We start from the raw sequence: 22,001 nt of genomic DNA, 5'->3' as shown, positions 1-22,001 counted from the left end.
GCGGCCTCCTGCGAGCCAGGGCATGGAAACAAAGCGCGCAAGACTTATGCCAGAGCGGCGGTCATTACGCTTTATCGAAGGACCCGGTGCAGTACAGCACCAAAACGGCGCGAGAGTGAACGCCGTGGTGCGAGGGTTGCACATATTTGTGGCGCAAGTGCGGGGCGCAGTGGTGAATCTACCCAGTCAACGCTTTTTGCGCGTTGCGATAAAACCGGTTATCGAAGGCGACGCCTTCACATGCGACTACTCGATCTAGCCGTTGATTTGACAGACTGCCGAATGCGACGGATTCCAACGAGTTTTGTACGCATCTCTCGTTGGACCTTGCTGTTAAGTATCAACAATCCAAGGAGTGGGAATAACAGCGCCAACCCGTAGAGAACTTTATGAGGCGGGTACTGAACCATTGGAACTACAAACACTAGACAGGCGAGGTAGATACCGACCATCACCCAAACCCAGGAGGGTCGGCCCCGCAAAATCATAAAGTTGCTATGGACCGTCAACAGAATGAGCAGCGCCCCGACCAACATGATCTTGAGCCCCACTTGATCCAGCGGCACATCACGAAAATAAGTGACGAACGCCAGCGCCACAGCCAATGCCAACGAAAAACACGCAGCAAATACGCCGCCCATAAACGTCAGAAAGTATTGCCTGAAAAAGTCGCGTAGCGTCATTAACTCGTTCATTCGTTTATTTCCTCGTACAACCCTATCGCGATGGTATTGACGTTTCCGGAGTACGCACTCCCGCCAAACCCTATGCTTGCGCCCAGGACGTCTTTGATCTGGGTAGTGGTGCTGTGCTTGAGCTGCGTAGGGGTAAAACGCTTGGTGAGTTCACCCGACGCCTGCTTCAATTTGAGCATCTTCGCAGTCAAGCTGGGATGGTTGATGCTGAGTAGCTCTTTCGTGAGCTTGGCTCTTTCCTGGCGATTCAACCCTCGAAGCACGTCACGCAGGCTCTTGCCCGTCGATGCTTTGGCGGCCCTGACCAGCTTGACCGTCGTCAGGGTCGAAGCGCTCACGCCTGCCAGTGATACTGCGTCCAGCACAATGGAAGCATTCTGGTACCAGCCCTCACTGTCGAGCCAATCCTTTACCTCAGGTTTGGCGACCTCCAGCGCTGTTCGGGCAATGCCGTTGAAACACTGAAGCAAACTTGCACCGGCAGCCGCATATCCCACCACAACGATGACGGAACTGGCGCCGCCACTGAAAGGCACCAGAATTGTTCCACTGGCGATTGCAGCCCAACTGATGACAGCGCCCAAGCAGGAGACACCGGTATTTACGGCTTCGCCAATCAGTCGGGATTCTCGAGGATTGCTCACGACATGATGGGCAAACTGCGTCGGCGCAATGTACTTCTGCGCCTCACGCAAAATGATGCGCTTGGGCTTGATGCTGCAGATCGGCTTGAACTCGCGCAGGGTAATGACATTGAAGTCAGCGTCGATATACACCACCCCCGCGCCGACAATGCCGGGGTCAGCGTCGATGGCTGCGAACAGGCGTGGCAGGTTGATTTGGCTTTCGATGCGCTGGCGTGCCATGAACTGGGAGCGGTTGGAGTCCATGCCGATGTTGAGCAGGGGGTTGCTCATGGGGTGTTCTTCCTTGAAATAGGTGATGTCTGAACTGGCGCCTTCGCGAGCAAGCCCGCTCCCACAGTTGACCGAGTTCCAGCATGAGAATGCGGTCGAATGTGGGAGCGGGCTTGCTCGCGAAGGCGATTCAATGGGCGCCACCTTAACAAACAGGTCCCCCACCCGCTAGAAAGCAAAACGCCAGCACGAGGCTGGCGTTTTGCATGTTCAGGCTGCGATCAACGCGGCACAACAGGCTTGCGCGCAGGCTTGCCGCCCTTGCCCTTGGCCGCATCAGCGCGCTCCTTGGCCGCCTGCTTGTTACGCGCCTGGGCCGCGGCCTTGGCTTGTTCGCGCTTGTCCCACGGGTTGCTGCCATCGCTGCCACGGGGCGGCAGACCGGTGTGCTGGGTGAGGATCTTGGTGGTGGTTTCCTTGGCGACCTTATGGCTGCCCACCGGCGTCGAGTTCTTGCGACGGGCGCTCTGGTAGCTGTCGGTGGACGGCTGGTGCAGTGGGATCAGTTGGTCCTTGCCCGGCCCGATCAGATCAGCGCGGCCCATGCGGGTCAGTGCTTCACGCAGCATCGGCCAGCCCTTCGGGTCGTGGTAACGCAGGAACGCCTTGTGCAGGCGGCGCTGTTCTTCGCTCTTGACGATGGTCACCGCGTCGCTCTTGTAGGTGACCTTGCGCAGCGGGTTCTTGCCCGAGTGGTACATCGCGGTGGCGGTGGCCATTGGCGACGGGTAGAACGCCTGCACCTGGTCGGCACGGAAGCCATTGCCCTTGAGCCACAGGGCCAGGTTCATCATGTCTTCATCGGTGGTGCCCGGGTGGGCGGCGATGAAGTACGGGATCAGGTACTGCTCCTTGCCCGCTTCCTTGGTGTACTTCTCGAACATGCGCTTGAACTTGTCATAGCTGCCGATGCCCGGTTTCATCATCTGGTTGAGCGGACCTTCCTCGGTGTGTTCCGGGGCGATCTTCAGGTAGCCACCCACGTGGTGGGTCACCAGTTCCTTGACGTACTCCGGCGACTCGACAGCCAGGTCATAGCGCAGGCCGGAAGCGATCAGAATCTTCTTCACACCCGGCAACGCGCGGGCGCTGCGGTACAGCTGGATCAAGGAGGAGTGGTCGGTGTTCAGGTTCGGGCAGATGCCGGGGAACACGCACGATGGCTTGCGACACGCGGATTCGATTTCCGGGCTCTTGCAGGCGATGCGGTACATGTTCGCGGTCGGGCCGCCAAGGTCGGAAATCACGCCGGTAAAGCCCGGGACCTTGTCGCGGATCTCTTCGATCTCGCGAATGATCGACTCTTCGGAACGGTTCTGGATGATCCGGCCTTCGTGCTCGGTGATCGAGCAGAAGGTGCAGCCGCCGAAGCAGCCACGCATGATGTTCACCGAGAAGCGGATCATGTCGTAGGCCGGGATCTTCTCCTTGCCATACACAGGATGCGGGACACGTGCGTAAGGCATGCCAAACACGTAGTCCATTTCTTCGGTGGTCATGGGAATGGGCGGCGGGTTGAACCACACGTCCACTTCACCGTGCTTCTGCACCAGAGCGCGGGCGTTGCCAGGGTTGGTTTCCAGGTGCAATACGCGGTTGGCGTGGGCATACAGCACCGCGTCGCCACGCACTTTTTCTACGGAAGGCAGGCGGATCACGGTCTTGTCGCGGGTCATGCGCGGGCTGGCGAGGATCTGTACGACCTTGGCTTCTTCCGGATCTTCAACCGGGCCCTTTTCCTGCTCGATGGCGCAGGCCTGGGTGTCCTGGGTGTTCACGTACGGGTTGATGATCTTGTCGACCTTGCCCGGGCGGTCGATGCGGGTGGAGTCCACCTCGTACCAGCCTTCGGGCGTGTCACGGCGGATGAACGCAGTACCGCGTACATCGGTGATGTCTTCGATCTTGTGGCCCCACGACAGGCGCTGGGCGACTTCGACAATCGCCCGCTCGGCGTTGCCGTACAGCAGGATGTCGGCGGTGGCATCGATCAGGATCGAGTTGCGCACCCGGTCCTGCCAGTAGTCGTAGTGAGCGATGCGGCGCAGGGAAGCCTCGATGCCTCCGAGTACGATCGGCACATTCTTGTAGGCTTCCTTGCAACGCTGGCTGTACACCAGGCTGGCGCGGTCCGGGCGTTTGCCGGCCATGCCGCCAGGGGTATAGGCGTCGTCAGAGCGGATTTTCTTGTCGGCGGTGTAGCGGTTGATCATCGAGTCCATGTTGCCGGCCGCGACGCCGAAGAACAGGTTCGGCTCGCCGAGCTTCATGAAATCGTCTTTGGACTGCCAGTTGGGCTGGGCAATGATCCCGACGCGAAAGCCCTGGGCCTCCAGCAGCCGGCCGATGATTGCCATGCCGAACGACGGATGGTCAACGTAGGCATCACCGGTGACGATGATGATGTCGCATGAATCCCAGCCAAGCTGATCCATCTCCTCCCTGCTCATGGGCAGGAATGGCGCTGGACCGAAACATTCGGCCCAGTACTTGGGATAGTCAAATAACGGCTTGGCTGTTTGCATGACGGTGACCGGTGTTGAGATGAAAAATCGCGGGCGCGGAATATAGCACAAATTTTGACCAATTCCGACGGTAATGGTAGGAATTGTGGACTGCCCTGAATTGTGAATACATTTTCAATGTGGGAGCGAGCTTGCTCGCGAAAGCGGCGGATCAGTCAGTCGATATATTGACTGACACACCGCCTTCGCGAGCAAGCCCGCTCCCACATTGGATGGCGCTTATTCGTCGTCGTCGAAGTTGTAGCTGCCCGGCGCCAGGTTCTCGAAGCGCGTGTACTTACCGATGAACGCCAGGCGGATAAAGCCGATCGGCCCGTTCCGCTGCTTGCCGATGATGATTTCGGCAATACCTTTGTGCTCGGTCTCGGGGTGATACACCTCGTCGCGGTACACGAACATGATCACGTCGGCATCCTGCTCGATCGCTCCGGATTCCCGCAAGTCGGAGTTCACCGGGCGCTTGTTTGGACGTTGCTCCAGGGAACGGTTGAGCTGGGACAAGGCCACCACCGGGCAGTTGAATTCCTTGGCCAGGGCTTTGAGGGAACGGGAGATTTCGGAAATCTCGTTGGTGCGGTTATCACCGCTGGAGCCAGGGATCTGCATCAACTGCAGGTAGTCGATCATGATCAGGGCGATGTCGCCGTGCTCACGCACCAGGCGCCGGGTACGCGCCCGCATCTCGGAGGGGCTGATACCGGCGGTGTCGTCGATGAACAGCTTGCGGTCGTTGAGCAGGTTGACCGCCGAGGTCAGGCGCGGCCAATCGTCGTCTTCCAGACGACCGGCACGCACCTTGGTCTGGTCGATCCGCCCCAACGAGGAAAGCATACGCATGATCAGCGATTCGCCTGGCATCTCCAGGGAGTACACCAGAACGGCCTTGTCGCTACGCAACACGGCGTTTTCCACCAGGTTCATCGCAAAGGTGGTTTTACCCATGGATGGACGGCCGGCGACGATGATCAGGTCGGACGGCTGCAGGCCGCTGGTCTTCTCGTCGAGGTCGGTGTAGCCGGTGGAGATGCCGGTGATGGCGTTATCGGTATTGAACAAGGTGTCGATGCGGTCGATAGCCTTGGTCAACAGGTCGTTGACGCTGACCGGGCCGCCGGTTTTCGGGCGGGCTTCGGCAATCTGGAAGATCTGGCGCTCGGCTTCGTCGAGGATCTCGGCGGCGGTGCGGCCTTCGGGGTTGAAGGCGCTGTCGGCAATTTCGGTGCTGATACCGATCAACTGGCGCAGGGTCGCCCGCTCGCGCACGATTTGGGCGTAGGCCTTGATGTTGGCGACGGATGGCGTGTTCTTTGCCAATTCACCGAGGTAGCCGAGGCCGCCGACTTGTGAGGTCTGGCCTTCCTTGTCCAGTTGCTCGGCCAGGGTCACCACGTCGATCGGTGAGTTCTGGTCGGCCAGCTTGGCAATGGCGCGAAAGATCAGGCGGTGGTCATGGCGATAGAAGTCACCGTCCGAGACTTGATCGAGCACGCGTTCCCAGGCGTTGTTGTCCAGCATCAAGCCACCGAGCACGGCCTGTTCGGCCTCGATGGAATGCGGCGGCACCTTCAGGGCAGCGGTTTGCAGATCGTATTGCTCAGGAGCTGAAATATCGTTCATGGCCACTTGGAATTAGGGGTGTGTAGAAAAACAAAAGGCACGACCTGTAAACAGGATCGTGCCCGATGTTAACTGGCTGACACGCGAGGTGCCAGTCAGTTAGGTGCTTCTTAAGCTGCTACCACGACAACGCGTACGGTGGCTTCAACTTCAGCGTGCAGGTGCACGGCTACGTCGAATTCGCCTACGTTGCGGATGGTGCCGTTCGGCAGACGAACTTCGCTCTTCTGCACTTCAACGCCGGAGGCGGTCAGTGCGTCAGCGATGTCGTGAGTACCGATCGAACCGAACAGCTTGCCTTCGTCGCCAGCGGTGGCAGTGATAGTCACTTCCAGCTCGGCCAGTTGGGCAGCACGGGTTTCAGCCGAAGCTTTCTTGTCTGCTGCAGCTTTTTCCAGCTCAGCGCGACGCTCTTCAAACGCAGCCAGGTTGGCAGCGGTTGCAGCGGTAGCTTTGCCGTATGGCAGCAGGTAGTTACGACCGTAGCCGGCCTTAACGTTTACTTTGTCGCCCAGGTTGCCCAGGTTGGCGACTTTTTCCAGAAGGATCAGTTGCATGTGAAAATCCTCTAACTTTTAACCTTCACCGTTCGCGTTATCGGCGTCTTTCGGCGCCAGACGACCGCGAAAATCAATCAGGCCGTCGACAATGGCCAAGACCACGAGTAACGGATAGATCAGTTGCATAAACAGCAACAGCGTCACGTACAACCCCACCAGCCAGAACTTGGCCAGGCGCTTTTGCGCCACCAGCCCGTGCATCAGGGCCAGTCCGGCAATCACCAGCGGTACGCTGCACAACGGCGTCAACATGGCCATTTGCGAGCCGAAGTTCGGCCCTACAAGCATGCACGCCAGCAGCAACATCGCTGGTCCTGCGGGGATTCTGATACTGCGAAACTCGCGACCAAAACCGCCCGGGTTATACAACAACGCCTGCCAGTAGCGCCCAAGAATCAGGCTCAGCACACTGACGATCTGCAACAGTGCCGCTATCAGGCCGGTAAGGACCGGGGCAATCAGCGTGGCCATGCGCGCTCGCTCATCTACCGACAATTGCTGGTAGAGATCCCCGAGAGCCAGTGGCAGGATTTTTACCAACTCCTGCGACAGCGCCTCGATTTGCGGGCGGAAAGCCGCGCCAAGCACCACTGAATACACCAATCCCAATGCCACGCTGACCAGCAGCGTACGGACCCAGGACTCACTTGCGCGCAGAACCAACGCAAGGCTCGAAGACCCCAGCAGTACCAGAAGTACCCGCGGATCGTCGAATTGCAGCCACCAGATCAAGGCCGGCAGCAACCCCAGGGCAAGAACGCCAAGGGCGTCCTTCAAACCGCGCCGCAGCAGCACAAGGCTTCCTGCGGCAGCACCCAACCAATACAACAACGGCAATGCTGCACATCCAGCCACTACCAGAGTGGCCTGCACACGACCGCGCATGATGAACTCAGCTAAGGCGCGCATGCATTCAATCCCTTACTACTTGTCGACTGCCCGGTCTCAGCGGCCGTGGCTGTCGGTGTAGGCCAGCAGGGCCAGGAAGCGGGCGCGCTTGATAGCGGTGGCCAGCTGACGCTGATAACGAGCTTTGGTACCGGTGATACGGCTTGGAACAATTTTGCCGGTCTCGGATACGTAGGCTTTCAGAGTGTTGAGATCTTTGTAGTCGATCTCCTTCACTTCTTCAGCGGTGAAGCGGCAAAACTTACGACGACGGAAGAAACGTGCCATTTGATAGGCTCCTTAATAAGGTCCGTGGATTACTCGTCAGCGTTATCGCTGTTGTCGCTGTCATCACTATCAGCGCTTTCAGCGCCTTCGTGCTCAGGACGGTCGCGACGCTCACGGCGCTCACTGCGGTTTTCTTCAGCCTTGAGCATCTCGGATTGGCCGGTTACGGCTTCTTCGCGACGGATGACCAGGTTACGGATCACTGCATCGTTGTAGCGGAAGTTGTCTTCCAGCTCGGCCAGGGCCTTGCCAGTGCACTCAACGTTCAGCATCACGTAGTGAGCCTTGTGAACATTGTTGATTGCGTAGGCCAGTTGACGACGGCCCCAATCTTCCAGACGGTGGATTTTGCCGCCGTCTTCTTCGATCAGCTTGGTGTAACGCTCAACCATGCCGCCGACTTGCTCGCTTTGATCCGGGTGGACCAAAAAGATGATTTCGTAATGACGCATGAATGCTCCTTACGGGTTGTAGCCTGCCGCTCAAAAACGGTCAGACAAGGAGTGAATGACACTTAGGAATCTTGCCGCTGGTAGGCACATGCGTGCCCGCCGGGAAGGCAAGGGGCGCAATTGTAGAGAAGGGGAAGAAAGGGCGCAAGGCAATTGGTGATTATTTGAACAACCTTTCAAGCGATGCAAAACCAGTGTGGGAGCGGGCTTGCTCGCGAATACGTTAGGCCAGCCAACATTTATGGCGACTGACACTGCGCATTCGCGAGCAAGCCCGCTCCCACATTTGGGCCTGCGTCAGGCCTGATTACTTCTTGGTCTTGGCCTTGGCGCCACGCTGGCGCTGGGCTTCGAACAGGCAGACGCCCGTTGCGACTGAAACGTTGAGGCTGCTGACGCTACCGGCCATCGGCAAGTGCACCAGGTAGTCGCAATGCTCACGGGTCAGGCGACGCATACCCTTGCCTTCAGCCCCCATGATCAGGATGGTCGGGCCGGTAAGATCCTGGTCATAGATACTGACCTCGGCCTCCCCCGCCGTCCCCACGACCCACAAGCCGCGCTGCTGGAGTTTTTCCAGGGTGCGTGCCAGGTTGGTCACGGCCACCAGCGGAATCACTTCCGCCGCACCGCAGGCGACTTTACGTACAACCGGCGTCAACGTGGCCGACTTGTCTTTAGGCACGATCACCGCCAGCGCACCGGCAGCGTCCGCCGAACGCAGGCAGGCGCCGAGGTTATGCGGGTCGGTCACGCCGTCGAGCACCAGCAACAGCGGCGCGCCTTCGGTGCGATCAAGCAATTCGTCGAGCATCGCCTCGCCCCAGACCTGGCTCGGACTCACGTCCGCGACCACGCCCTGGTGCACGCCTTCGACCCACACGTCCATTTCACGACGCTCGGCCTGGCCGATGGCAACCTTGTTCTGGTTGGCCAGTTCGACCAGCGCTTGCACACGCGGCTCGCTGCGACCTTCGGCCAGCCACACTTGCTTGACGCGCTTGGGATGGTGACGCAGCAACGCTTCTACGGCGTGCACGCCGTAGATTTTTTCCAGACTCATGACTTGGCCTTAGGTTTGCGCGACCCGCTGCTTTTCGCAGGGGCCGAACCCGCTTTAGGCGGGCCTTTACGGTGTTTACTCGGTTTGCTCGACGGCTTGTCGGCGCCCTGGGACTTTCCCCCAGACGCCGCTTTACCACCGCTTTTGGCTTCGTTGAGCAACTGTTGCTTCAATTCGCGGCTCTTGCGCAGTTCGGCGTTTTTCGCCGCGGCATCGCTAGGACGGTAAGCATCGCTGACCTTTTCCTTGGTCGACGAGCGACGAGCAGGCTTGGCGGCGGGCTCGGCTGCAGCGGCAGCTTTCGCCGGAGCGCCTTTTTTCGCCGGTGCTGCAGTTTCAGCACCACGCTTCTTGCGGCCAATCGGAGCGTCGATGGTTTTTTCAGCCATCTCGAAGTCGATCTTGCGCTCGTCGAGATCGACGCGCATGACCCGCACTTCCACGGTATCGCCCAAGCGGAAGCTGCGACCGGTGCGCTCGCCCGCCAGGCGGTGATGCACAGGGTCGAAGTGGTAGTAGTCACCCGGCAAGGCGGTGACGTGTACCAGGCCTTCGACGTAGATGTCGGTCAGCTCGACGAACAGGCCAAAGCCGGTCACGGCGGTAATCACGCCCGGGAACGACTCGCCTACGCGGTCTTTCATGAACTCGCACTTGAGCCAGTTCACCACATCGCGAGTGGCTTCGTCGGCGCGGCGCTCGCTCATGGAGCACTGCTCGCCCAACTGTTCCAGGGCCGCTTCGTCGTACGGATAGATCCGTGCCTTCGGAATGGTCATGGCACCGGCGCGCTTGACGTGCGGGGTGTTCTGCTTGGAATGGATCACACTGCGGATTGCGCGGTGCGTGAGCAGGTCCGGATAGCGACGGATCGGCGAGGTGAAGTGCGTGTACGCCTCGTAATTCAGGCCGAAGTGGCCCTGATTGTCGGCGCTGTACACCGCCTGGCTTAGGGAACGCAGCATCACGGTCTGGATCAGGTGGAAGTCCGGACGATCCTTGATGCTGGCCAGCAGAGCCTGGTAATCCTTCGGCGACGGGCCGTCCTTGCCTTTGTGCAGCGACAGGCCAAGCTCGCCGAGGAAGGCGCGCAGTTTTTCCAGGCGCTCCGGCGGCGGACCATCGTGAACCCGATACAAGGCAGGAATCTCGTGCTTTTTCAGGAACTCAGCGGTAGCCACGTTGGCCGCCAGCATGCATTCCTCGATCAGCTTGTGCGCGTCATTACGGGTAGTCGGCGTGATTTCGGCGATTTTGCGCTCGGAACCGAAGATGATCCGAGTTTCCTGAGTTTCAAAATCAATCGCGCCACGCACATGACGTGCGCCCAGCAACACCTTGTACAGCGAATACAGCTGCTTGAGGTGCGGGACTACGTATGCATACTGGGTGCGCAAAGCCTTGGCTTCGCTGGTCTTCGGCGCTTCCAGGATGGTGCTGACCTTGTTGTAGGTCAGGCGCGCCTGGGAGTGGATCACTGCTTCGTAGAACTGGTAGTCGGTCATTTCGCCGGTTTTCGAGATGGTCATCTCGCACACCATGGCCAAGCGGTCGACTTTCGGGTTCAGGGAGCACAGGCCGTTGGACAGCTGCTCAGGCAGCATCGGGATCACGCGCTCAGGGAAGTACACGGAGTTGCCGCGCACCTGGGCTTCGTTATCCAGAGCCGAACCGATCTTCACGTAGCTGGATACGTCGGCAATCGCGACGAACAACTTCCAGCCGCCGGAGAACAGGCGCAGTTTGCCGGGTTTGGCTTCGCAGTAGACCGCATCGTCGAAGTCGCGGGCATCTTCGCCGTCAATGGTGACGAACGGCAGATGGCGCAGGTCGATGCGCTTCTCTTTGTCTTTTTCTTCGACTTCCGGCTTGAGCTTGGCGGCTTCCTTGAGCACAGCCTCTGGCCAGACATGAGGAATATCGTAGGTGCGCAGCGCAACATCGATTTCCATGCCCGGCGCCATGTAATTGCCGACCACTTCGACGATATCGCCCTGTGGCTGGAAGCGTGGGGTTGGCCAGTGGGTGATTTTCACCTCGACAAATTGACCGACCTTGGCGGCGCCATTGCGGCCCGGGGTCACCAGCACTTCTTGCTGGACCTTCGGGTTGTCCGGGATCACAAAGCCGATGCCGCCTTCTTCGAAGTAACGGCCGACGATGGACTCGTGGGCACGGGACACCACTTCGACGATCACGCCTTCACGGCGACCACGACGGTCCAGGCCAGACACGCGCGCCAGGGCACGGTCGCCATCGAACACCAGGCGCATTTGCGCCGGGCTCATGAACAGATCATCGCTGCCATCGTCAGGGATCAGGAAGCCGAAGCCATCACGGTGACCAGCAATGCGGCCAAGGATCAGGTCGAGCTTGTCCACCGGGGCGTAAGTGCCACGACGGGTGTAGATCAACTGTGCATCGCGCTCCATGGCGCGCAGGCGGCGGCGCAGTGCTTCGAGTTGGTCTTCGGTGGTCAGACCGAATTCTTCAACCAGCTGCTCGCGGCTAGCAGGCGAACCCCGATCGGCGAGATGCGCCAGGATCAGTTCGCGGCTAGGAATAGGGTTTTCATATTTTTCCGCTTCACGAGCGGCCTCGGGATCGAGGGACTGCCAATCGGCCATTAGAGAGTTTTCACCTTGTCTATATGTGGGTTAGTTTGGCATACGCGTATTGAAACGGGAAATTTCCAGCAATAACTAGCCGGGAAATGCGTTTTATAGCCCCGATAAGCCACCTTGCGCGACCGCCCGCGAAATTTTCCAGGCTTTTTTGATGACGGGGGTTTACAGCTCAAAAGTCACTCCGTATAGTGCGCGCCATCGACGACGGCAACGTTGAAGATACTGCCCAGATGGTGAAATTGGTAGACACGCCAGCTTCAGGTGCTGGTGACCGCAAGGTCGTGGAAGTTCGAGTCTTCTTCTGGGCACCAATTCAAAACCCAAGGTCAGCCTTGGGTTTTACAAAAACCCGCGAAAGCGGGTTTTTTCGTTACAGGCCTTTGATTTTTAACCGAAAATTTGATTTATAAAATCAAATCAGGGGTTTACAGATCAAAAAGCCCGCCGTATAGTTCGCCTCATCAACAGCGGCAACGTTGCTTGATAATGCCCAGGTGGTGAAATTGGTAGACACGCCAGCTTCAGGTGCTGGTGATCGCAAGGTCGTGGAAGTTCGAGTCTTCTCCTGGGCACCAAATTCAGATCAAACCCGCGAAAGCGGGTTTTTTCGTTTCTGGGGTTTAAAAACTCCACCCGTAATTCTTGCCCTGCCCGCACTTGAGAAGTTTTATCGTTTATCCTTGCAATGATTTGTTGCACTCAAGTGAGGAAAACCCCGGATGATGATCCGCGATACCCGTCTCAAGACATCCCTTCTGCGTGGCCTGACCATCACTCTGCTCGGCCTGACCCTACTCTCGCCCACTGCCTATTCCGCCGACAAGGTTGAACTGACCCTGTACAACGGCCAGCACAAGGAAGTCGGCGACGAACTCGCCAAGGCCTTCGAAGCCAAGACCGGCATCCATGTGAATGTGCGCAAGGGCAGCAGCAACCAACTGGCCAGCCAGGTCGTTGAAGAGGGTGAGCGCTCCCCTGCCGACGTGATCTACACCGAAGAGTCCCCGCCGCTGAACAAACTCGGCGAACAAGGCCTGCTGGCGACCATCGATGCCAGCACGCTTGATGTATTACCCAAGGAATACGTGGCCGCCAACGGCGCCTGGATGGGCGTGACCGCACGCACTCGGGTCGTAGCCTTCAACCCGAAACTGATCAAGGAAGACGAACTGCCCAAGTCGGTGCTGGATTTTGCCGGCCCCGAGTGGCAAGGCAAGGTTGGCTTCGTCCCAACCAGCGGCGCCTTCCAGGAACAGGCCGTGGCGATCATCAAACTGCATGGTCGCGAAGCCGCCGAGGAATGGCTGACGGGCCTGCGTGCGTTCGGCAAGGTCTACAGCAACAATATGGTCGCCCTCAAAGCCGTGGAAAACGGCGAAGTAGCGACGGTACTGGTGAACAACTACTACTGGTTTGCCCTGAAGAAGGAAAAGACCAATCTGGATTCGCAACTGCACTACTTCACCGATGGCGATGCCGGCGGCCTGATTACCGTATCCGCAGCGGCAGCACTGAAATCCAGCAAGCACCCCAAGGAAGCGCAGCAGTTGCTGGCGTTCATGGCCAGCGAAGAAGGCCAGCGCGTGATCACCAACACGTCCGCCGAATATCCGCTGCGCAAAGGCATGGAATCCAATCGCGGCCTCAAGCCATTTAGCGAACTGCAACCGCCGAAAATCACTCCCGCCGACCTGGGCAATGCTGAAGAAGCCCTGGAGCTGGAACGTGAGGTTGGCCTGAACTGATGAACCCATCGCTACCGACCCCCGCCTTACGCGGGGGTTTTAGTCCACGGCGCAAGCGCCCCTCAATCTGGTTGCTACTGCCGGTCTTGCTGTTGGTGGGCCTGAGCCTGCTGCCCTTGGTGTATGTGGGCCTCAAGGCCTGGCAAGCCGGCTGGGCCGAGGCGGTGCATCTACTGTGGCGACCGTATGTATTCGGATTGCTGCGCAACACGTTGGCACTGATGATCGGTGTAACCGTGGCCTGCGCGGTGATCGGTTTGTCGCTGGCCTGGCTGCTGGAGCGCAGCAACCTGCCGGGCCGGCGCATCTGGGGGGTGATTCTGTGCCTGCCGTTTGCCGTGCCGGCGTTTGTCAGCAGCTTTACTTGGGTGTCGCTGAGCGCCCAGTTCGAAGGCCTGGGCGGCGCGATTCTGGTCATGACCCTATCCAAGTACCCACTGGTATTCCTGCCAGTGGCGGCCACCCTGCGCAACCTGGATCCATCCCTGGAAGAGTCGGCCCGCACCCTGGGGCTCAATCGTTGGGGCGTGTTCTTTCGCATTACGCTGCCGCTGCTGTGGCCGTCGCTGCTGGCCGGCGCCCTGCTGATTGCCTTGCATATGCTGGTGGAGTTCGGCGCCCTGTCGATCATTGGCCTGCAAACCTTCACCACAGCGATCTACCAACAGTTCGAACTGGAGTTCAGCAACGCCAACGCGGCGATGCTGTCGGCGGTGTTGCTGCTGATGTGCCTGACTCTGCTGTGGCTGGAGTTGCGCGTGCGCGGCAAGGGCCGCCATGTGCGCACCGGGCAAGGCGCAGCGCGGCATGCCGAGCAGGTTCGACTGGGTAAATGGGCGCCACTGGGCCAGCTTTATTGCTTGATGCTGGCGATCATTGGCAGCGGCATTCCACTGGGGATGCTTGGTTACTGGCTGGCCGTGGGCTCTTCGGCCGCCTTCCCGGTCGCGCAAATCAGCGAGGCGTTGCTGTCCTCCCTGGCCTTGTCCCTGGGCGGCGCCGCACTCTGCCTGGCACTGGCGGTGCCGGTGGGCCTTTTGGTAGTGCGCTACAAGGGCCAACTGGCACTGTGGGCCGAACGCCTGCCCTACCTGCTGCACGCCCTGCCAGGCTTGGTGATTGCCCTGACCCTGGTGTATTTCGCCCTGCATTACGTGCCGGCGCTGTATCAGACTTCGGCGCTGCTGCTGATCGCCTATGCATTGTTGTTCTTGCCGCTGGCCCAGGCGCCGATCCGGACCGCGCTGAACAAGGCGGCGCCCCAACTGGAGGAAGCGGCCCGCACGTTGGGCGCGTCATCATTCAGCGCATTTTGCCGGGTGACCTTGCCGATTATCTTTCCAGCACTGGGGGCGGCGTTTGCGCTGGTGTTCCTTGATGCGATGAAGGAGCTGACGGCGACGTTGCTGTTGAGCCCGACCGGGCTGAACACCTTGGCCACTGCCGTGTGGGCGCACACCTCGAATGTGGAGTTTGCGGCGGCGGCGCCTTATGCGGCGTTATTGATTCTGGTGTCGGGGTTGCCCGTCTACCTGCTCACGACGCGGATGTATCTGAGCCGCTGAGACCGCAATCGCGGGCAAGCCCGCTCCTACAGGTGTGTGCGATCTCTTGGAGCAGGCTTGCCCGCGACGAGGCCCGAGCAGCCAACCTCAGGCCCGAAACTGCCCCAGGCTGGCCTTCAACTGCGCCGCCAACCCATCCAGCACCTTGCCACTGGCGGTAGTTTCCACCACCGCTTGCGCCGCACGCTCGGCCTGGGCGTGGATCACCTCGACCCGACCACGCACCGCATGCGCGCCCTGGGCCTGATGCTCGGCAGCCCGGGTCGCCAGGCCAATCGCCGCATGCACCTGCTCCACCGAGTCTTGTACCGTTTGTTGCAAGCGCACACTTTCGCGCAACACCAACAGCCCCTCGCTGGCCTGGCGCCCGGCCTTGCCGATGGTTTCCACCGCCTCGCGCGCGCCTTGCTGCAACGCCACGATATGCGCCTGGATATCACCGGTGGAGCTTTGGGTTTTACTGGCCAGCGCGCGCACTTCGTCCGCCACCACCGCAAAACCACGCCCGGTCTCACCGGCCCGCGCCGCTTCGATGGCCGCGTTCAAGGCCAGCAGATTGGTCTGCTCGGCAATGCCGTGGATCACCGTCAGCACTACTTCAATCTGCTCGCTTTGCTGGGCCAGGCGCTCGATCACCTTGGAGCCGGCCTGCACCTGACCTGCCAGCGCCTCGATCAAACTGCCGACTTCGGCCGAGGTGCGGGAGTTTTCATCAGTGGCCTGGCGAATATCCACCACCTGCTGCAACGCGGCCTGCATGGCATGGCTTTCGGCCTGGGCCTCATCGGCCATTTGCGACAGCGCCCGCAAGCTCTCGGCCACTTCATCGCGCTGCAGGCCCGCCGCCGCATCGGCACCGGCGTTGCGCAGAGTCATCGCGCCGATTTCCACACCGGTACGCTGCGCCACATCACCCGCCTCCCGCACAATGGGCTGCAACTTATCCACAAACCGGTTGACCGCCGAGGCCATGGCGCCGATTTCATCCTGGCTGTTGATCTGCACGCGCTTGGTCAGGTCGCCCTCACCCGCCGCCAGATCATCCATGGCCGCAATCAGCAGTTTCAAGCGGTTGACCACACGCCGCCCAAGCACCACGGCAATCAGCAACAACACGCCCAGGCCAACCACCGCCAGACCCAGGCCGATGCGCCAGCGCAGGGCTTGCGCGGCCTCCTGCACGGCACCCGAGGTATTAGCCGTCATTTCCGTGGCCGTGGCTTGCGCCGACTGCAGGCGGGCGCCCATGGCTGCCGCACTGTCCGCCGCTGCGCCCTTGAGGCTATCTCCCACCAATTGACCGCCGCTGGCGATCAGCGCAGCAAAGCGCTGGTCCAACGCCGTCAGGTCAGCCTCTACCGCAGCGGTGGAAACCCCCATGAGCACCTTGCCGATCTCCACGCCATTAGGGCTGATGGACGCTTCGACGTAGTACACCGATGGGTCGTTTTTCGCCGCATTCAACACTTTATCCAGCGCACGATCACCCTCGCCTTTCTCCAACAGCGCCTTGTTGATCGGGTTTTCCCGGTTCAGATAACGGGTCAGATGCTGGCCAGTAGCGTCGTCATACACCACAAACAACACATTGGGATTGCGCTGGGCGCGCCGGGCGAATTCCGACAGTGCCGGAACATCACTGTCCCACATCGCACGCGGGGCAACCGAGGCCAGCAACTGCGCCATGTCATTGGCAGAGTCCTTCAGGTCCTTTTCCAGGGTCGTACGCAGTTGCTGCTGCTCTTGCTTCAACCGCGCAGAAAGCCCGGCCGTCAGGCGGTCGCTGGTGCTGGCCGACAAGCTATCCAGGCTGGACGTCACTTCTTTGCCCGCCTGGGTCAATTCGCCCGACAGTTTCTGACTGTCCGCGCCCAGGCGCTTGCCCAAATCGGCTTCCAGGGCCGTGACTGTGCTCCGGGTCAGGGCGACCGCCACCAGCACTTGCACCAAAAGAGCGATACCAAGGGTAACGAACACCGGTCGCAACAGCCGGCTTTGTAACAATGAGAGAACGGCAGACATCGGGAATCCCTCCACCACGGGTGCCATTAAATTGATAGCACCGCGAAAGAGAGAAACATAGCAAGGGTCGTGCCGTGCCCGAGGCAGAAACGACAAAGGGCCCCCGAAGGGACCCTTTGCTTTTTACATCAACAGCTTATTAAGCGAACGGATGACGCAGGACGATGGTCTCGTTGCGGTCCGGGCCCGTCGAAATAATGTCGATCGGCGCGCCGATCAGCTCTTCAACACGCTTGATGTAGGCACGGGCGTTAGCTGGCAGTTCTTCCAGGGTCTTGGCACCCACGGTCGATTCGGTCCAACCCGGCACTTCTTCGTACACCGGCTGCAGGCCCACGTAGCTGTCAGCGTCAGTCGGGGCAACATCGTTACCGTCTGCATCTTTGTAGCCGATGCAGATGTTGATGGTTTCCAGACCGTCGAGCACGTCCAGCTTGGTCAGGCAGATGCCCGAGATGCTGTTCACATCGATAGCGCGACGCAGGATAACGGCGTCGAACCAGCCACAACGACGAGCACGACCGGTAGTCGCGCCGAATTCGTGGCCCTGTTTGGCCAGGTGCGCACCGACGTCGTCGAACAGCTCAGTCGGGAAAGGACCCGAACCTACGCGAGTGGTGTAGGCCTTGGTGATGCCCAGGATGTAGTCCAGGAACATCGGGCCAACACCCGAACCGGTCGCCACGCCACCAGCGGTGGTGTTGGAGCTGGTCACGTACGGGTAGGTACCGTGGTCGATGTCCAGCAACGAGCCCTGGGCACCTTCGAACATGATGTCTTTGCCGGCGCGACGCAGGTCGTGCAGCTCGGCCGTCACGTCCAGCATCAGCGGCTTGAGCAGCTCAGCGTACTCTTTGCACTCAGCCAGGGTCTTGTCGAACTCGATGGCTGGCTCTTTGTAGTAACCAACCAGCATGAAGTTGTGGTAATCCACCAGCTCACGCAGCTTGTCTTCAAAGCGCGGCATGTTGAGCAAGTCGCCCACACGCAGGCCACGACGTGCAACTTTGTCTTCGTAGGCCGGGCCGATGCCGCGACCGGTAGTACCGATCTTCAGCTCGCCACGGGCCTTTTCACGGGCCTGGTCCAGCGCAACGTGGAAGGACAGGATCAGCGGGCAGGACGGGCTGATACGCAGGCGCTCGCGCACCGGTACGCCTTTCTCTTCCAGCTTGGTGATCTCGCGCAGCAGGGCGTCAGGTGCAACCACCACGCCATTGCCGATCAGGCACTGCACGCCTTCGCGCAGGACGCCCGACGGGATCAGGTGCAAGACGGTTTTTTCGCCATCGATGACCAGGGTGTGGCCAGCGTTGTGGCCACCTTGGTAGCGCACTACGGCGGCAGCATGTTCGGTCAGCAGATCAACGATCTTGCCTTTGCCCTCATCACCCCATTGGGTGCCCAGGACTACGACATTCTTACCCATAACACTTGTCCTCATTCGCGCAAACTTGGTGCCGGCGTTGGCCGGCAGGAAAACTCAAGAAGCCAGTGGCGATACTTGCCAAAGCCCGTTCTGCTGAATCAATTGCCGGTCGCAGTCCGCTTCACGGGCGGCGGCCAATGGCTGCCCAGGCAAGGCCTGGACGACACGCTGACCCTCGCTGCGCAACTGGCAGACCTGCTGCCAGAGTGCCGCGTCCGTACTGTCTGGCATCCAGATACCGCCAGACGGTAGCTCGACTTCAGCACGCCCCAGGGTCACCAGGGTTTTCAAATCGGTAGAAAATCCAGTCGCCGGACGGGCACGACCGAAGTCGGCGCCGATATCGTCATAACGACCGCCCTGGGCGATGGCTTGGCCAACACCCGGCACAAACACGGCGAACACCACACCGGTGTGGTAGTGGTAGCCGCGCAACTCACCCAGGTCGAAATACAAAGGCAACTGCGGGAAGCGCGCCGACAACTGCTCGGCAATCGCCAGCACGTCATCCAGGGCCGCCAATACCGGGGCCGGAGCCTTGGCCAGGCGATCACGGGCGGCGGTCAGTACTTCGCGACCACCACACAGCCCCACCAGCGCACGCAGCATGTCAGCCAGATCGGCAGGCACACCTTCGGTCAGGGCGATCACTTCATCGATAGCCTTGCGCTGCAGAGCATCGAACAACTGTTGCTCAACTTCGCCGGACAAGCCAGCCGCACGGGCCAGGCCACGGTAGATACCGACATGCCCCAGGTCCATGTGCACATCCGGCACATCAGCCAACTGCAGCATCGCCAGCATCAGGCTGATGACTTCGACGTCGCTGCTCGGGCTGGCATCGCCGTACAACTCGGCGCCCAACTGGATCGGGCTACGGGAAGATGACAAGGCGCGCGGTTGCGCATGCAGCACGCTGCCGGCGTAGCACAGGCGGCTCGGCCCTTCACGGCGCAAGGTATGCGCATCGATGCGCGCCACTTGCGGCGTGATGTCGGCACGAAAGCCCATTTGCCGGCCCGATTGCGGGTCGATGACCTTGAAGGTGCGCAGATCCAAGTCCTGGCCCGCGCCGGTCAGCAGGGATTCCAGGTACTCGATATGGGGAGTCACGACAAACTCGTAACCCCAGCTCTGGAACAGATCCAACACCTGGCGACGCGCGATTTCGATACGCGCAGCCTCTGGTGGCAGTACTTCTTCGATGCCATCTGGCAGCAGCCAGCGGTCTACCGTTGCCATTACGCCATTCCCCTATGACCCGGCCTGCCCTTGGGCGAGCCTTGAGTGAAGCAGAAAATACCCGGCCCCTGCATAAACCACGCGCAAGTGCGACGTGACGAATGGCCTGTAACGGGCCTCGTCGGGCACTTTCCTCGAAAAACCTGTCACGCCTGCAGCGCACAACAACAATCAAACATGCAGACGCAAAAAAGCCGGGAATTTCCCGGCTGCCGCATCATACACCCGTTTTCCGAAAGGATCACCCCGCCGAACGTTTTAGCCGCCCGACGGAGTGAAACCAGCCAGTCAGCGGGTTACTTGGACTTTTCCAGGTAGCGGAAGAAATCGCTACTTGGGTCCAGCACCATGACATCGGTTTTGTTCGCGAAGCTTTCACGGTAGGCACGCAGGCTACGATAGAACGCGTAGAACTCCTGGTCCTGGCCGTAAGCCTTGGCGTAGATCGCCGCGGCTTGAGCATCACCATCACCGCGAGCCTCTTCAGACTCACGATAGGCTTCTGCCAACAGTACGCGACGCTGACGGTCGGCATCCGCACGGATACCCTCAGCCAGTTCGTTACCCTTGGCGCGGTGCTCACGAGCCTCACGCTCACGCTCGGTGCTCATACGCTCGAACACGCTGCGGTTCACTTCCTTGGGCAGGTCAATGGCCTTGACCCGAACATCGACCACTTCGATGCCCAGCTCTTTTTCCGCCATGGTGTTCAACGAACGCGTGATGTCAGCCATCAGCGCATCACGTTCACCCGATACCACCTCGTGCAGGGTGCGTTTACCAAACTGGTCACGCAGGCCCGATTCCAGACGACGGGACAAACGCTCGTCGGCAATCTGCTTGAGGCCGGAAGTCGCAGTGTAGAAGCGCTCGGCATCCTTGACGCGCCACTTGGCGTAGGCGTCAACCATCACGGCTTTCTTTTCCAGGGTCAGGAAGCGCTGCGTCGGTGCATCCAGGGTCATCAGGCGGGCGTCGAACTTGCGCACCTGGTTGACGTAGGGGACTTTCACATGCAGGCCCGGCTGGACATCCGCCTGGACCACACGCCCGAATTGCAGCAACACCGCACGCTCGGTCTGAGCCACGATGTAGAAGCAGTTCCAGGCAGCGATGACCACGACGACACCCACAATCAGGGCGGTCAGCGATTTATTGCTCATCAACGACTCTCCCTGGAACGTGTTTGCTGTTGCTGCAAGTCAGCAGCCGCACGGGCGCTCGCTTCGTTGGCAGCGGCAGTCGAACTGGCAGAAGACGAAGTGTTACCAGCGCTACGACCACCTTCGATCATCTTGTCCAGCGGCAGGTACAGCAGGTTGTTCTGCCCACCCTTGTTGCCGGTCACGAGAACCTTGCTGGTGTTGGTGAAGACTTCCTGCATGGTGTCCAGGTACAGACGCTCGCGGGTGACTTCCGGTGCCTTGCGGTACTCGGCCACCAGCTTGGTGAAGCGGTCAGCCTCACCCTTGGCGCGGGACACGACTTCGTCGCGATAACCGTTGGCATCCTCAAGGATGCGCTGGGCCTGACCACGGGCTTCCGGCACGACGCCGTTGGCGTAGGTTTCAGCCTGGTTGCGCGAACGCTGCTCGTCTTCACGGGCGCGGATCACGTCATCGAAGGCTTCCTGCACTTCACGCGGTGCAGCTGCGCTCTGTACGTTGACCTGGGTAACGGTGATACCGGTGCGATAAGTATCGAGGAACCGTTGCAGGCGCTCCTTGATCTCGCTGGCCATCAGTTCACGGCCTTCGGTCAGCACCTGGTCCATCGCGGTGGAACCCACTACGTGGCGCAGGGCGCTTTCGGTCGCATGCTGCAAACTGACCTCCGGCTGGTCGACGTTAAGCACGAAGTCCTGCAGGTTGGTGATCTTGTACTGCACGGTCAGCGGCACTTCGACGATGTTCTCGTCTTCGGTCAGCATCTGGCCCTGCTTGGTGTAGGCACGCTCACGCGTGACGTTCTCCATGTACTTCTTGTCGATCGGCGGGAGGTAGATGTTCAGGCCTGGACCGACAGTCTCGTAGTACTTGCCGAAGCGCAGCACCACGGCTTGCTCCTGCTCGTCGACCACATAGACAGCGCTGTACAGCCAGACAGCCGCCAGCGCCACGAGACCGAGGCCAAGCAGGCCGTAGCCGCCGCCCTTGCCTGTGCGACCACCGTCGTCACCACCACGTTTTTTTCCACCACCGAACAACCCATTCAGGCTTTCCTGCAGCTTTCGGAAGGCCTCGTCGAGATCTGGTGGCCCCTTGCGGTCGCCATTATTGCGGCGTTTACCACCCCAAGGATCCTGATTATTCGAGTTGCCACCCGGCTCATTCCAAGCCATAGCGCTCTCCATCTGATAAAGCAAA

At 59.9% G+C, this 22,001-nt stretch carries 17 protein-coding genes and 2 tRNA genes; 4 read left to right on the top strand and 15 right to left on the bottom strand.

Going from position 1 to position 22,001, the window contains the following annotated elements; translation table 11 throughout:
• Positions 1–236 precede the first annotated feature (236 nt).
• From JTY93_RS02510 to rnr, 10 genes are all read right to left on the bottom strand, one after another.
• A complete protein-coding gene (locus tag JTY93_RS02510) occupies positions 237–695 on the bottom strand; it encodes a hypothetical protein (RefSeq protein ID WP_205476167.1) in 459 nt (152 codons plus the stop codon).
• Positions 692–1,612 carry an Ssp4 family T6SS effector gene (gene ssp4, locus JTY93_RS02505; protein WP_205476168.1) on the bottom strand — a complete coding sequence of 307 codons (921 nt, stop codon included), beginning with the start codon at positions 1,610–1,612 and terminating at the stop codon, positions 692–694. Before ssp4 ends, JTY93_RS02510 begins: the two co-directional genes overlap by 4 nt.
• A gap of 221 nt (positions 1,613–1,833) precedes the next feature.
• Entirely contained in the window at positions 1,834–4,137 is a 2,304-nt protein-coding gene (locus tag JTY93_RS02500) for a YgiQ family radical SAM protein (RefSeq protein WP_205476169.1), read from the bottom strand.
• 219 nt (positions 4,138–4,356) lie between these two features.
• Complete coding sequence (gene dnaB / locus JTY93_RS02495; protein ID WP_017138451.1) at positions 4,357–5,754, bottom strand: replicative DNA helicase; 1,398 nt, start codon at positions 5,752–5,754, stop codon at positions 4,357–4,359.
• Between the two features lie 110 nt (positions 5,755–5,864).
• On the bottom strand, positions 5,865–6,311 hold the full coding sequence (gene rplI / locus JTY93_RS02490) for a 50S ribosomal protein L9 (protein ID WP_003171376.1): 447 nt from the start codon (positions 6,309–6,311) through the stop codon (positions 5,865–5,867).
• An 18-nt stretch (positions 6,312–6,329) separates the two neighbouring features.
• A complete protein-coding gene (locus JTY93_RS02485) occupies positions 6,330–7,223 on the bottom strand; it encodes a YybS family protein (RefSeq protein WP_170060847.1) in 894 nt (297 codons plus the stop codon).
• A 36-nt stretch (positions 7,224–7,259) separates the two neighbouring features.
• Positions 7,260–7,490 (bottom strand): 30S ribosomal protein S18, encoded by a 231-nt coding sequence (rpsR, locus tag JTY93_RS02480; RefSeq protein ID WP_003171373.1) that lies wholly within the window; start codon positions 7,488–7,490, stop codon positions 7,260–7,262.
• 29 nt (positions 7,491–7,519) lie between these two features.
• Positions 7,520–7,942, bottom strand: coding sequence for a 30S ribosomal protein S6 (rpsF, locus tag JTY93_RS02475; protein ID WP_003217491.1), 423 nt, complete (start codon positions 7,940–7,942; stop codon positions 7,520–7,522).
• 307 nt (positions 7,943–8,249) lie between these two features.
• The gene (gene rlmB / locus JTY93_RS02470) at positions 8,250–9,005 is read right to left on the bottom strand and encodes a 23S rRNA (guanosine(2251)-2'-O)-methyltransferase RlmB (protein WP_032862039.1); all 756 of its coding nucleotides are present in this window, start codon (positions 9,003–9,005) and stop codon (positions 8,250–8,252) included.
• Entirely contained in the window at positions 9,002–11,632 is a 2,631-nt protein-coding gene (gene rnr, locus JTY93_RS02465; protein WP_205476170.1) for a ribonuclease R, read from the bottom strand. The genes rlmB and rnr overlap by 4 nt, the downstream gene beginning before the upstream one ends.
• 224 nt (positions 11,633–11,856) lie before the next feature.
• Between rnr and JTY93_RS02460 the strand changes: the two genes are divergently transcribed.
• From JTY93_RS02460 to JTY93_RS02445, 4 genes are all read left to right on the top strand, one after another.
• A tRNA-Leu gene (locus JTY93_RS02460) sits at positions 11,857–11,943 on the top strand.
• 177 nt (positions 11,944–12,120) lie between these two features.
• A tRNA-Leu gene (locus JTY93_RS02455) sits at positions 12,121–12,207 on the top strand.
• 144 nt (positions 12,208–12,351) lie between these two features.
• Positions 12,352–13,377 (top strand): extracellular solute-binding protein, encoded by a 1,026-nt coding sequence (locus JTY93_RS02450; RefSeq protein WP_205476171.1) that lies wholly within the window; start codon positions 12,352–12,354, stop codon positions 13,375–13,377.
• Positions 13,377–14,942 (top strand): ABC transporter permease, encoded by a 1,566-nt coding sequence (locus tag JTY93_RS02445; RefSeq protein WP_205476172.1) that lies wholly within the window; start codon positions 13,377–13,379, stop codon positions 14,940–14,942. The genes JTY93_RS02450 and JTY93_RS02445 overlap by 1 nt, the downstream gene beginning before the upstream one ends.
• 87 nt (positions 14,943–15,029) lie before the next feature.
• Here the strand turns inward: JTY93_RS02445 and JTY93_RS02440 are convergent, their stop codons facing one another.
• From JTY93_RS02440 to hflK, 5 genes are all read right to left on the bottom strand, one after another.
• A complete protein-coding gene (locus JTY93_RS02440; RefSeq protein ID WP_205476173.1) occupies positions 15,030–16,964 on the bottom strand; it encodes a methyl-accepting chemotaxis protein in 1,935 nt (644 codons plus the stop codon).
• A 139-nt stretch (positions 16,965–17,103) separates the two neighbouring features.
• Positions 17,104–18,393 (bottom strand): adenylosuccinate synthase, encoded by a 1,290-nt coding sequence (locus JTY93_RS02435; protein WP_205476174.1) that lies wholly within the window; start codon positions 18,391–18,393, stop codon positions 17,104–17,106.
• A gap of 54 nt (positions 18,394–18,447) precedes the next feature.
• Positions 18,448–19,635, bottom strand: coding sequence for an ATP phosphoribosyltransferase regulatory subunit (locus JTY93_RS02430; RefSeq protein WP_169992229.1), 1,188 nt, complete (start codon positions 19,633–19,635; stop codon positions 18,448–18,450).
• A 296-nt stretch (positions 19,636–19,931) separates the two neighbouring features.
• Positions 19,932–20,798 (bottom strand): protease modulator HflC, encoded by an 867-nt coding sequence (gene hflC / locus JTY93_RS02425; protein ID WP_010213607.1) that lies wholly within the window; start codon positions 20,796–20,798, stop codon positions 19,932–19,934.
• Positions 20,798–21,976, bottom strand: a complete 1,179-nt coding sequence (hflK, locus tag JTY93_RS02420; RefSeq protein WP_205476175.1) for an FtsH protease activity modulator HflK — start codon at positions 21,974–21,976, stop codon at positions 20,798–20,800. Before hflK ends, hflC begins: the two co-directional genes overlap by 1 nt.
• Positions 21,977–22,001: the final 25 nt, after the last annotated feature.

It is taken from the genome of Pseudomonas hygromyciniae, from assembly GCF_016925675.1.
Classification (GTDB): Bacteria; Pseudomonadota; Gammaproteobacteria; order Pseudomonadales; family Pseudomonadaceae; genus Aquipseudomonas; species Aquipseudomonas hygromyciniae.
This window is presented reverse-complemented; position numbering and strand designations above follow the sequence as displayed.